Below are 12,853 nucleotides of genomic sequence, written 5' to 3' on the forward strand. Positions count from 1 at the left end.
TCGGGTCACTACGACGCGGTCGTCGGCCTCGGCGGAGGCAAGGTCATCGACTGCGCGAAGTACTCCGCGGCGCGCGTCGGCCTGCCCATGGTCGCCGTCGCCACCAACCTCTCCCACGACGGGATCTGCTCGCCCGTCTCCATCCTGGACAACGACGCCGGCCGTGGCTCCTACGGGGTGCCCACGCCCATCGCCCTCCTCATCGACCTGGACGTGATCCGTGAGGCGCCGATGCGGTTCGTGCGGTCCGGCATCGGTGACGCCCTGTCCAACATCTCCGCGGTCGCGGACTGGGAGCTGGCCAACCGCGTCAACGGCGAGAAGATCGACGGCCTGGCCGCCGCCATGGCACGCCAGGCGGGCGAGGCCGTGCTGCGGCACCCGGGCGGATGCGGCGAGGACGAGTTCCTGACCGTGCTGTCCGAGGGGCTGGTGCTGTCGGGCATCGCCATGTCGATCGCCGGGCACACCCGCCCGTCCTCCGGCGCCTGCCACGAGATCAGTCACGCGCTCGACCTGCTCTACCCCAAGCGGGCGGCGAGCCACGGCGAGCAGGTGGGGCTGGGTGCCGCCTTCGCCATGCACCTGCGGGGCGACACCGAGCGCGCCCTGCTGATGGCCGGCACGCTGCGCCGGCACGGGCTGCCCGTGGTGGCGGAGGAGATCGGCTTCGACGACGACGAGTTCGTCCGCGCCGTGGAGTACGCGCCGCAGACCCGGCCCGGCCGTTACACGGTCCTGGAGCACCTGGAGCTGTCCGCGGAGGGCATCAGGAAGGCGTACGCCGGTTACGTGGCCGAGGTCGCCGGCTGAGCCGGGGCCCGGTTTGACCCCTACGGTCCGGGCCCGTAACCTTGACCGTCGGCGTGTCCACTGACCACGCCACATCCCCGTAAACCTCTTCCTCCCGGGCACACGGCTGGCCGGGAGAGGTCGTCCGTGGTCTTCCCGGGTGACTGGCCTGCGGGGGTGCCGTTTCTTCGAGCGAAAGTGAGATCCGCGTGTACGCCATCGTGCGCAGCGGTGGTCGCCAGCACAAGGTTGCTGTCGGCGACATCGTTGAGGTTGACAAGATTTCCACTGCCAAGGTTGGCGACACGGTCGAGCTCTCGACCCTGCTCGTTGTCGACGGCGACTCCGTGACCAGCGACCCGTGGGTGCTGGCCGGCATCAAGGTCCAGGCCGAGGTCGTGGACCACCACAAGGGCCAGAAGATCGACATTCTGCGCTACAAGAACAAGACCGGCTACCGCCGTCGTCAGGGCCACCGCCAGCAGTACACGGCGATCAAGGTCACTGAGATCCCCGCGGCTGCGAAGTAAGGGACTGAGGAGAAATGGCACACAAGAAGGGCGCATCGTCCACCCGGAACGGTCGCGACTCCAACGCCCAGCGGCTCGGCGTGAAGCGCTTCGGCGGTCAGGTCGTGAGCGCGGGTGAGATCCTGGTCCGCCAGCGTGGCACCCACTTCCACCCGGGCGCCGGTGTCGGCCGTGGCGGCGACGACACGCTGTTCGCCCTGCAGGCCGGTTCGGTGCAGTTCGGCACCCACCGTGGCCGCAAGGTCGTGAACATCGTTCCGGTCGCCTGAGTCGGCTGATCGGAAGCTTTCGCGAGGCGGACCTCACTTCCCGGTCGGGAAGGCGGGTCCGCCTTTCGCGTGTTACCCACAAGACATACCCGGACGTTCCTTCTGGAGGCACTGAACCATGACCACCTTCGTGGACCGCGTCGAACTGCACGTCGCCGCGGGTAACGGGGGCCACGGCTGTGCCTCCGTCCACCGTGAGAAGTTCAAGCCGCTCGGTGGCCCCGACGGCGGCAACGGCGGCCGGGGCGGTGACGTCATCCTGACGGTCGACCAGTCGGTCACGACGCTGCTCGACTACCACCACTCCCCGCACCGCAAGGCCACCAACGGCAAGCCCGGCGAGGGCGGCAACCGCTCCGGCAAGGACGGCCAGGACCTGGTCCTGCCCGTGCCGGACGGCACGGTCGTCCTGGACAAGGCGGGCAACGTGCTCGCCGACCTGGTCGGCCACGGCACCTCGTACATCGCCGCGCAGGGCGGCCGGGGCGGCCTCGGCAACGCGGCGCTGGCCTCCGCCCGACGCAAGGCGCCCGGCTTCGCGCTGCTCGGCGAGCCCGGTGACGTCCAGGACGTCGTCCTGGAGCTGAAGACCGTCGCGGACGTGGCCCTCGTCGGCTATCCAAGCGCCGGCAAGTCCTCGCTGATCTCCGTGCTGAGCGCGGCCAAGCCGAAGATCGCCGACTACCCCTTCACCACGCTGGTCCCGAACCTGGGCGTGGTGACCGCCGGTTCCACCGTCTACACCATCGCCGACGTGCCGGGTCTCATCCCCGGCGCCAGCCAGGGCCGGGGCCTCGGCCTGGAGTTCCTGCGGCACGTGGAGCGGTGCAGCGTGCTGGTGCACGTGCTGGACACCGCGACCCTGGAGTCCGACCGTGACCCCGCCTCCGACCTCGACGTCATCGAGGAGGAGCTGCGGCAGTACGGAGGCCTGGGCGACCGGCCCCGCATCGTCGTCCTGAACAAGGTGGACGTGCCGGACGGCAAGGACCTCGCCGAGATGGTCCGCCCCGACCTGGAGGCCCGCGGCTACCGCGTCTTCGAGGTGTCGGCGGTGGCGCACATCGGGCTGCGCGAGCTGACCTTCGCCCTCGGTGAGCTGGTGGCGGGCGCGCGTGCCGCCAAGCCGAAGGAGGAGGCGACCCGGATCGTCATCCGGCCCAAGGCCGTGGACGACGCGGGCTTCACCGTCACCCGTGAGGAGGCCGGCGGTGAGCCGCTGTTCCGGGTGCGCGGCGAGAAGCCCGAACGCTGGGTGCGGCAGACCGACTTCAACAACGACGAGGCCGTCGGCTATCTCGCCGACCGGCTCAACCGCCTCGGTGTGGAGGAGCAGTTGATGAAGGCGGGTGCCCGCGCGGGTGACGGCGTCGCCATCGGTCCGGAGGAGAACGCGGTCGTCTTCGACTGGGAGCCGACGGCCATGGCCGGCGCGGAGATGCTCGGCCGCCGTGGCGAGGACCACCGCTTCGACGCTCCCCGGCCCGCGGCCCAGCGCCGCAGGGACCGGCAGGCCGAACGGGACGACTCCCAGCGGGAGTTCGACGACTTCGAGCCCTTCTAGGCGGGCCGCTTCGGGCGCGGAGGAGTGGCGCTTCGGCTGTTACAGCACCTTTACGCAACTTCGCGCCGATCGCCGTACGGGTGACACCGAGCCGAAGTGTGGCGGGCGCTACGGTGACATGACCGTTGCGGACGGGGAGCGTTCGACCAGCGCTCCCCGCCGCGTGCACGTCGTGTCCCGTGGGGGGAAGACATATGGGCTCCGCGCCCGCCGAGCGTCCTGTCGTGTCCGTGATCGTTCCCGTCTACAACGCCGTCGACCATCTGCCGCAGTGCCTGCGGTCCATCGTCGGCCAGTCGATCGGGTTCGAGCAGATCGAGATCATCGCGGTGGACGACGGCTCCACCGACGGCGGCGGCGAACTGCTCGACACCTGGGCCGAACGCCACCCCGGCCGGGTCCGGGTGGTGCACCAGGAGAACTCCGGCGCACCGGGGGGCCCGCGCAACCGGGCCGTCCGGATGGCCCGGGGCGAGTTCCTGTTCTTCGCCGACCCCGACGACTACCTGGGCACCGAGGCGCTGGAACGCCTGGTCGCCGCCGCCGAGCGCAACGACTCCGACGTGGTCCTCGGGAAGATCAAGGGCGTGGGGCGCAAGGCACCGGTCACCCCGTTCCGGGAGAACGTCGACGGAGGTGACATCTTCACCTCCAAGGGCGTCTGGTCCCTCACCGCGCACAAGCTGTTCCGCCGCTCGCTGGTCGAGGAGCACGGACTGCGGTTCGCGGAGGGCCTGCGGCTGGCCGAGGAACAGATCTTCGTCGTGCCCGCCTACCTGCACGCGCGGTCGATCTCCGTCGTGTCCGACTACGACTGCTACTACCTGGTCCGCCGCGACGACTTCCCGCACCTGACCCACGAGGTGCCGGACCCCGCCCCCTTCTACGCGAACGTGCGGGACGTGCTGACCGTCGTGACGACGCACGTCCCGCCCGGCGCCCGGCGCGAGAAGCTGCTGTACCGGTGGCTCACCCTGGAGATCCTCGGCCGCTTCGACGGACGCTTCGCCGATCTGCCCGAGGAGGTCCGCGCCCTGCACGTGAAACTGGCGGGGGAGCTGCTGCGCGCCTTCATGCCGCAGAGGCTCGTGGACCAGCTGCCGCCGCTCTCCCGGCTGCGCTGCCTGCTGATCTCCCAGGGGCTCGTCGAGGAGCTCACCGCCCTCACCACGCTGGTCCCCAGGCCGGAGCCGAAGCCGCAGCAGCCGCCCGCGCCCTCTGCCGGGCCGGCGTCCGCACGGAGCCGGCGGCTCGCCCGGTACACCCCCGCCCGGGTGCTGAAGGCACTCAAACGGCGTCTGCGCCGGGGGCGTTGACCGGCCGCCGTCCTCCCGGACGGCACAGGGCGGGGCCCGGAGGTCGAACCTCCGGGCCCCGCCCCTTGTCCCGTGCCCGCTCAGAGCTCCTTGGCCTGCTCCAGCATCCGGTCCACGACCCGCTTGGAGGCGTGGCCGTCGTCCAGGTCGCAGAACAGGTGGTGGAAGCGGTCGAAGCGGTCCTGGTACTCGGCGGACACCTCGTCGATGTCCAGGAGCGCGTCGACCAGCTCCTTCGAGGTGAACACCAGCGGACCGGGCGAGTCCTGCTCGAAGTCGAAGTAGAAGCCGCGCAGGGTGTCCCGGTAGTGCTCCAGGTCGTAGGTGAAGAAGAGCATCGGCCGCTTCAGGTGGGCGTAGTCGAACATGACCGACGAGTAGTCCGTGATCATGATGTCGGCCGCCAGGTACAGCTCGGCGATGTCCGGGTACTCGGACACGTCCCACACGAAGCCGTTGCCGGCGCCCGGCACCAGGTCCACCACGTTGGAGTGCCGGCGGATGAGCAGGACGTGGTCGTCACCGAGCCGCCGCTGCGCGTCCTCGATGTCGATCCGCAGGTCGAACCGGAACTGGCCCTGGCTGTGCGCCTGGTCGTCGCGCCAGGTCGGCGCGTACAGCACGACCTTCTTGCCCTTCGGCAGGCCGAGCCGCTTCTTCACCCGCTCCGCGATGGCGTCCTTCTCCGGCGAGTACAGGTAGTCGTTGCGCGGGTAGCCCGCCTCCAGGATCTCCCCGTCGTAGGAGAAGGCGCGCTTCAGGATCGGCGTGCTGAACCGGTTGGAGGACACCACCAGGCTCCACTGCTTCGCCTCCAGCGCCAGCTTCTCCTGGTAGCGGCGGTCGAAGTGCAGCGTGTCGATGTCGTGGCCGATCTTCTTCAGCATCGTGCCGTGCCAGGTCTGCACGATGACCTGGCCGGGGCGCCGCTCGATCCAGAACGGCAGGTGGCCGTTGGTGACGATGTAGCGGCTGGAGGCCAGCGCCTCGAACCACTCGCGGCCCCACATGCGGACGGGCTCCACGCCCTCCGGCAGCAGGACCTGACCGTCACGCACGGCCCACAGGTGCTTCAGCCGCGAGCCGCGGGCGACCAGCTCCTCGTACATCGCCTTCGGGCTGTCGGAGAACTGCTTGCCGTTGTAGCTGAGGTAGAAGACCTGGTCCTTCAGGGGCTGCTGCCGCAGGGGCGCGTACACCTGCTCGCGCAGCTGCCGCTGGCGGTACGGGCCGCGCTCCAGGTCGTCCAGCTCCGAACGGCAGTTCAGCTGGGGGAAGTCGGCCCAGCGGTTCTCCAGCCAGTAGCGGCGGCCGCCCAGTTCGGCACGGAGCGGGAACTGCGCCGCGGCGAGGCGGTCGGTGACGAACGGCACGTCGGGACCCTCACCGTCGGCCGGGCGCAGGAAGAGGTTCCAGCGGCCCGCGCGCAGCGGCACGTTGCCGTCGCCGCCGAGGGTGGAGGGGTCGAAGGCGACCTCGAAGCGGCCGTCCTCGAGCCAGCGCGGCTCCACGAAGCGCTCCTCGAACCGCGCCCGGGGCTTGAGCAGCAGCCGGGCACCGGTGAGCCGGGCGTCGGTGCGCGCGGTGATGACGATCCGGCCGTCCTCCAGGGCGACCCGGTCGATCACGGCCCGCCGGGTGCGGCCGGCCAGCTTCAGGTACCCGTTGTGCCCGCCGATCACGGCCAGTTCACCGTGCTCGGCGTGTTCACCCAGCGAGGCGGGCAGGTCGTACCGCCCGTCCGCCAGGCCCTCCTGGAGGACCGTGCTGAACTGGCGCTCGCCGCCCTTGGGGTCCGTGGCCACCAGCACGGTGGACCAGACGCGCTTCTCGGGCCGGGTCAGGGCGTCGACACCCTCGCTGAAGACCAGCGCCACGTCGGCCACCGGGACGTCGACCGAGAACCGGCGCGTGCCGCCCTGCTCGGTCACGTCGACCGGGTACTCGTGGACCTCGGCGCCCTTCTGGTTCTTCACCCGCAGCGCCACCCGCTCGCCGGCGTGCAGCGGGACCCGGATGTCACCGGTCACCCGCAGCCGGTCGCCCTCCATGGTCCAGCCGGTGATCAGGGCGCGGACCTTCTCGATGCGCAGCTTGAGCGCACCGCGCTCGACCGAAGGCAGCATCCGGAAGTCGGAGTCCAGCCAGCGGTACGGGGGGAAGTTGCAGGCGGCACCGCCGCTGGACTGCACGGCGCTACGGCGCACGAGGCCGGAGGCGTACAGGCCGAGGCCCACGTGCCACAGGCCCTCCTGCCACTCACCGCCCTTGCGCAGCTTCGCCGGGTCGATGGTCACTTCCCAGCCGGCCCAGTCGTAGTTGTAGCGCTCCTGGCCGGAGTCGGTGGTCGCCTCGGGCCGCTCCACGTTCCGGGCAGGCAGCACCATGCGCCGGCGGGACTTGTCCTTGCGCAGTTGCAGGACCTTGACGGACGAGCGTTTCGAGGGGAGGTCGATCTTGTCGATCCAGGCGTGCCCGATCAGCACGAGTTTGCCCTCGGACCAGCTGACGTCCTTCAGCGGGGCGCGCATGCGCAGGTCCGGGTCGATGCGCAGGGCCTTGCGAGGGACGTCCAGCTCGGCGTCGGCCAGGGCCGGGAAGGAGGCGTACTTGCGGACCAGACCGGTGACCTCGATGGGCTCCTTGCGTCGCTGCGAGGCCAGCAGGGCGATCAGCTCGTCGAGCTGGTGCTTGCGGACCAGCAGCCACTGCACCCGCAGGTGGGTCGGCAGCGACATGACGACCTTGGGGTCGATGTGGTCCAGGAAGCGGTTGGCCGAGCGCAGGAACTCTTCGCGGTACTCCTCGTCACCGTCGGGCACCACATTGAGGAACAGCCGGAGGTCGTCCGTGAGGACGCGGGCGTCGTACTCCCGCTTGAGGCGCGCGAAGGTCTCGCCGGGCTGCCTGCTCAGGAACTCGCTGATCTCCAGGACCGAGGTGGTGCGGTCGCTCACCGCGCCCGGGTCGGTGCGGCGCTGCGTGATGGAGGGGCCGGACTCGCCCTCGCGCAGCCGCCAGTAGTAGCAGGGCTCGGAGATCACGTCGACGGCCTCTGCGAGGTAGTGCGCCCGCATGGTGACGGGGATGTCCTCGTACAGGCGGGCCTCGGGGAAGGCGAAGCCGTGCTTCTCCCAGAACGTCCGGCGGAACACCTTGTTGCAGGCGATCCGGTCGGCGACGAGCTTGGCGTACTCGGAGATGTGGGTGCGCTGGCGTGCCTCGCCCGCGAGCATCCGCATCAGCGGCACCTGCCAGGTCTTCTCGCCCCGGAGGTGGAAGACGTTGCCGGTGGCGAAGGCGGAACCGGTCTCGTCGAGGCTGCCCACCATCAGGCGGTAGGCGTCCGGCGGGATGAGGTCGTCACTGTCGACGAACGTCAGGAACTCCGCCTCGGGGGACATGTGGGAGATACCGGTGTTGCGGGCGGCCCCCAGCCCTCCGTTCTCCTTGCGTATCAGCCGGAACCGCGGGTCACGCTCCGCGTAGGACTCGGCTATCGCCGCCGAGTTGTCGGGTGAGCCGTCGTCCACCATGAGGACCTCGAAGTCCTCGAACGTCTGCGCCGCCAGCGAGTCGAGACAGGCCGGCAGATAGTGCTCGACGTCGTACATGGGGACGATGACACTGAGCCGAGGGGCCATGCTTGTCGATCTCCTTCTCGGGGGTCAGGCCCGCTCGACGGCTGCGAGCGCCTGGGCGGGGGTCGGTGCGTGGGAACGCTCTGCGAACGGCACGAAGGGCAGCGGCTCCGTCTCGCCGAGGAAGACGCGGCGCACCACGCGCTCGGCGGCACGTCCGTCGTCGAACTCGCAGAACCGACGGCGGAAGGCGTCGCGGCGCGCGGCCGCGTCCTGCCCGCGGTACTCGTCCGATCCGAGCAGGTCGATCAGCTCGGCCTGCGAGGTGGCCACCGCGCCCGGCGACTCCTGGAGCAGGTTGAAGTAGGTGCCGCGCACGGCGGAGTAGATGTCCCAGTCGGGCGCGTAGATGATGATCGGCCGGTCCAGGACGGCGTAGTCGAACATCGCGGAGGAGTAGTCCGTGATCAGCGCGTCGGCCGCGAGGTACAGCTCCTCCACCCGGGGGTGCGCCGACACGTCGACGATCCGTCCGCTGCGGCGCAGTTCGGCCACGTGGGCCGACCCGCCGTAGAAGTAGTGGCCGCGCACCAGCAGGGTGACGTCCGGCCCCAGCTCGTCGGCGAGGCGGGCGAGGTCGAGGCTCGGCACGAAGCCCGGCTGGTACTCGCGGTGCGTGGGCATGTACAGGAACGCCCGGGTGCCGTCGGCGAGCCCGAGGGCCGCGCGGGCCCGGCGGACGTCCTCCGACGTGCCGTTGACGAGGACGTCGTTGCGGGGGTAGCCGGTCTCCAGCGAGACGTAGGAGCACGGGTAGACCCGCTCCCAGACGGCGGTGGAGAAGCGGTTGGAGCTGACGCTGAAGTCCCAGCGGTCGCAGCGCTCCAGGAGCTTGTCGAAGTCCATGTCCGTCGAGGCGGGGTACTTGCGCTGGTCCAGGCCCATGGTCTTCAGCGGGGTGCCGTGGTGGGTCTGCAGGTGGACCTGGCCCTCGCGCTTGACCACGCTGTCGGCGAAGTTCACGTTGTTGACCAGGTACTTGGCCCGTGCGAGCGCGGCCCAGTACTCCTTGGAGCCGACCCGGACGTACCGCACGCCCTCGGGCACCCGGTCCACCGCGTCCGGCCGGACCGCCCAGACCCGGCGGACGTGCGGGGCGAGCCGCGCCAGTTCGGCGTCGATGGCGGCCGGGTTGCAGGAGACGCTGCGGCTCCAGTAGGCGGAGAACAGCGCCAGGTTCTCGTCCAGCGGCAGCCGGAGCTGCGACTGGTAGTAGACGCCCATCGCGCTGCGCTTGGAGCGGTTGACGGCCGTACGGGTGCGGGTCCTGACCGCCTTGCGGAGCTTGACGGCGGCGGTGGCGCCGGCCATCGCGGCGTAGGCGTCCTTCTCCAGCATCGCGTACTTGTGGCCGCGGCCGCCGCCCGGGCGCTGGAAGCCCTCGGGGAGCCGGGCGCGGTAGTCGGCGGAGGCGCGGTGGAAGAACTCCGCCCGCGCGTCGGCCGGCAGCCGGTCGGGCCGGTCCAGGATGGTCAGGAAGTGGTCGACCATCTTGCGGAACAGCGGTGCGCGCCACTGCGCGAACTCGGGGTGGGCGTCCAGGTAGTCGAAGACGCGGCGGTACTGGTCGAAGACGTCGAAGTGCTTGCGGCTGACCGTCTTCAGGATGTTGCCGCCCTCGCGGCGCTGGCGGTACATCACGCAGACCCGGTTCAGCACCGCGATGCGCTCGGCACTGATCATGGAGCAGAACGTCCAGGGGGCGTCCTCGTAGTAGCCCGGCGGGAAGGTCAGCTCGTGGCGCAGGACGAAGTCCCGGCGGTAGGCCTTGTTCCAGACGATCTGCAGGAGGTCCAGCAGCTTCGGCCGCTCGGCGAGGGGGAAGGCCTCCGGCCCGTCGGGCTGGAGCAGTTCGGCGCGCTGGTTGGGGCGGACCCGGCCGTCCCAGTAGCTGCGTGCGTAGTCGTAGACGAGGATCTCGGGGTCCCCGGCCGCTTCGAGCCGGTCGGTTATCGCCCGCAGCGCGCCGTCGGTCAGAGTGTCGTCACTGTCCAGGAAAAGTACGTAATCGCCCTGAACCTTCTCCATGCCCGCATTGCGCGCGCGCCCCAGCCCCACGTTCTCCGTGAGGTGAATCACGTGAATGCGCGCGTCCCGCTCCGCGTATTCATCGAGAATGGCGCCCGAGCCGTCCGGTGAGCAGTCGTCGACCGCGATGACCTCGAAGTCCGTGTAGTCCTGCCCGAGCACCGAGTCCAGGCACTCGGTGAGGTAGCCCTGCACCTTGTAGACAGGGATGACGAGAGAGAGTCTGGGCATCCTTACAACCTGTTCCGAGACTGATCACGAGAGCGTGGGCCGAGGCCAGAGCACGCTCCGCCCGCCGGCGGCGCAGCGCGCCGTCGCATCAGAGTAAAGGATTCACTTGATGTTTCCGTGAGCAAGGTAGCGGGGCGGTCGGGGCGCGGAACAGCCGCGGAGGCCGGACCTTTACTTGCTCGGAACATTGTCCCACCCCGACCGGCGGGCCATTCCACCCCGCCTCACCACGCAGGGTTTTCGCCGAAGTTGCCCGAAATCACCCGATTCGATTTTCCGTAGCCCATGGACGAGTCTGCTCTCCTACCGACACAGACCGAGGAGGCACGGGAATGAGCTGGCTGGTCACGGGCGGCGCCGGGTACATCGGTGCGCATGTGGTGCGCGCCATGACGGAGAACGGCGAGCACGTGGTCGTCTACGACGACCTGTCGACCGGCAGTGCGGACCGGGTGCCCGGCGATGTCCCGCTGGTCGTGGGCAGCGTGCTGGACCAGGCCCTCCTGGAGCGGACGATCCGTGACCACGCCGTGACCGGTGTGGTGCACATCGCCGCCAAGAAGCAGGTGGGGGAGTCGGTGGAGCGGCCCCTCCACTACTACCGCGAGAACGTCACCGGTCTGCAGACGCTGCTGGAGGCGATGACTGCCACCGGCGTCGGCCGGATCGTCTTCTCCTCGTCCGCCGCCGTCTACGGCATGCCGGACGTCGACCTCGTCACCGAGGACACCCCCTGTGTCCCCATGAGCCCCTACGGCGAGACCAAGCTGGTCGGCGAGTGGCTGATCGCCGCCGCGGCCAGGGCCCACGGGATCCGCGCCGTGTCCCTGCGCTACTTCAACGTGGCCGGTGCCGCCGCCCCGGAACTGTCCGACGCGGGCGTCTTCAACCTCATCCCCATGGTGTTCGAGCGGCTGGAGGCCGGCGAGGCGCCGCGGATCTTCGGCGACGACTACGCCACGCCGGACGGCACCTGCGTACGTGACTACATTCACGTCCAGGACATCGCCTCCGCCCACCAGGCGGCCGCGGCGCGTCTGCGCGACGCCCCGGAGGGGACCTCGCTCGTCCTCAACATCGGCCGGGGCGAGGGCAGCTCGGTCCGGGAGATGGTGGACCGCATCCTGAAGGTGACCGGCAACGAGCGGCTGGCGCCCGAGGTCACCGGCCGCCGGCCCGGAGACCCGGCGAGGGTGGTCGCGTCGGCGGACCGCATCCGGGCGGAACTGGGCTGGACGGCCCGTCTCGGCCTGGACGACATGGTCGAGTCCGCGTGGCTGGGGTGGCGTCACCGGCACGCCTGAGCGCTCGCGGCCGGGCGGGTGGCGTCACCGGCACACCTGAGCGCTTGCGGCCCGGCTCTCGCCGGCTCTCCCGGCTCGCCCCGGGGCGCGGACCGGCCGCGCCCCGGACTCGCGCCCCTGAGCCCCCGTCAGGCCTTCAGGTCGGCCTTGTCGCCCATCACCACGACGGGGTGCAGCCGGGGATCGAGGGTGCGCAGCAGGTACCGCATCGCCGACTCGGACTGGCTCACACACGCCGACGTGCCGCTGCCGTGGTCCATGTGCAGCCAGATGCTGCCGCCCTTCGACTGGCCCTGCGGCCGCGTCGGGTCGTTGGGCGCGGTCCCTTTGACCCGGTTGTAGTCGATGGCTATGACGTAGTCGAAGTCGTGCCAGTACGCCTTCTTCCAGTAGCGGGGCGCCTGGAAGGCCGCGGACCGGGTGTACGGCATCCTGGTCCCCGGGGCGGCGAGGACGCCGCCCGCGTCGCTGAGCGTGAACACTCCCACCGGGCTGCGCAGATCGCCCTCGTGATGGTCCGTCGTCCAGCCCTTCCGCCCGTTGTGCGCCGCCCAGGAGCGTTCCTGCTTCCAGACGGCGCCGTGCTTGGTGAAGAGGGCGACGGTGGAGTCGGGGGAGTTCTTCCCCGCGCCGTACACCGCGACCACCTGGCGGGAGCCGGCCGGTACCTGCCGCCACAGCCGGTCGCCGATGCCGGGGACGCGCTTGAGCGCCGTCTTGCGCGGCTGCGTGTCGTCGGACTTGTCCCGCGGCGCGGCACTGCCGTGGTCCGAACCGCCGCACGCCGCCACGGACATCACCAGCAGCCCGCCGACGACCGCGCCCAACCCTGCCCGTGCCGAACCTCTTCTCCGCATGGGGTCCATGGTCGCAGACCGCCGCGAACGCGGCCGTACCGCCCTGCCCGGCGCCGGCCAAACCGCCGCGTGGGCAGACCGGTTGGGGGCGCGGCGGGCTGGGTGAGCCGGCGGGTTGGGCGGGGCGGTGAGTGGGCGAGGCGGTGCGTGGGGCTAGGCCGGCGGGCCGGGTGATGTCGGTGAGGCGGTGCGGGTGCCGGTGTCGACGACACCTACGAGGGCTTCGGCTACGGCGACGGCGACGGCTGCGACCCGGACGGACGTGACGTCCGGGCGGTGCGGGCGAGGGTGCCCCCGGCTCGGCGTTCGTCCCCCCGGGGG

General features: G+C 70.5%; 9 protein-coding genes. 6 read left to right on the forward strand and 3 right to left on the reverse strand.

Translation table 11 applies throughout. From position 1 onward, the window contains the following. The 5 genes from LG395_RS32510 to LG395_RS32530 form a co-directional block, all read left to right on the forward strand. A partial coding sequence (locus LG395_RS32510; RefSeq protein WP_225812253.1) for an iron-containing alcohol dehydrogenase family protein occupies positions 1-813 on the forward strand: 813 nt, incomplete at its 5' end. Positions 814-1,001: 188 nt separating this feature from the next. Continuing rightward, positions 1,002-1,322: a 50S ribosomal protein L21 gene (rplU, locus tag LG395_RS32515; RefSeq protein WP_006132815.1), complete on the forward strand. Its 321-nt coding sequence runs from the start codon at positions 1,002-1,004 to the stop codon at positions 1,320-1,322. A 14-nt stretch (positions 1,323-1,336) separates the two neighbouring features. Further along, positions 1,337-1,591: a 50S ribosomal protein L27 gene (rpmA, locus tag LG395_RS32520; RefSeq protein WP_014672692.1), complete on the forward strand. Its 255-nt coding sequence runs from the start codon at positions 1,337-1,339 to the stop codon at positions 1,589-1,591. A 118-nt stretch (positions 1,592-1,709) separates the two neighbouring features. Next, the gene (gene obgE, locus LG395_RS32525) at positions 1,710-3,155 is read left to right on the forward strand and encodes a GTPase ObgE (RefSeq protein ID WP_171156400.1); all 1,446 of its coding nucleotides are present in this window, start codon (positions 1,710-1,712) and stop codon (positions 3,153-3,155) included. 224 nt (positions 3,156-3,379) lie between these two features. Beyond that, complete coding sequence (locus LG395_RS32530; protein WP_225812254.1) at positions 3,380-4,471, forward strand: glycosyltransferase family 2 protein; 1,092 nt, start codon at positions 3,380-3,382, stop codon at positions 4,469-4,471. Positions 4,472-4,551: 80 nt separating this feature from the next. On the opposite strand, the gene LG395_RS32535 is transcribed toward LG395_RS32530, so the two are convergent. Both LG395_RS32535 and LG395_RS32540 read right to left on the reverse strand, forming a co-directional pair. Then, entirely contained in the window at positions 4,552-8,115 is a 3,564-nt protein-coding gene (locus LG395_RS32535) for a bifunctional glycosyltransferase/CDP-glycerol:glycerophosphate glycerophosphotransferase (protein WP_225812255.1), read from the reverse strand. Between the two features lie 24 nt (positions 8,116-8,139). Beyond that, the gene (locus LG395_RS32540) at positions 8,140-10,371 is read right to left on the reverse strand and encodes a bifunctional glycosyltransferase/CDP-glycerol:glycerophosphate glycerophosphotransferase (protein ID WP_171156405.1); all 2,232 of its coding nucleotides are present in this window, start codon (positions 10,369-10,371) and stop codon (positions 8,140-8,142) included. Between the two features lie 332 nt (positions 10,372-10,703). Between LG395_RS32540 and galE the strand changes: the two genes are divergently transcribed. Continuing rightward, the gene (gene galE, locus LG395_RS32545; RefSeq protein ID WP_171156407.1) at positions 10,704-11,675 is read left to right on the forward strand and encodes a UDP-glucose 4-epimerase GalE; all 972 of its coding nucleotides are present in this window, start codon (positions 10,704-10,706) and stop codon (positions 11,673-11,675) included. Positions 11,676-11,803: 128 nt separating this feature from the next. On the opposite strand, the gene LG395_RS32550 is transcribed toward galE, so the two are convergent. Beyond that, positions 11,804-12,532: a hypothetical protein gene (locus tag LG395_RS32550; RefSeq protein WP_171156410.1), complete on the reverse strand. Its 729-nt coding sequence runs from the start codon at positions 12,530-12,532 to the stop codon at positions 11,804-11,806. Between the last annotated feature and the right edge of the window lie 321 nt (positions 12,533-12,853).

The organism is Streptomyces spinosus, from assembly GCF_020400655.1.
In the GTDB taxonomy this organism is placed as follows: Bacteria; Actinomycetota; Actinomycetes; order Streptomycetales; family Streptomycetaceae; genus Streptomyces; species Streptomyces argyrophylli.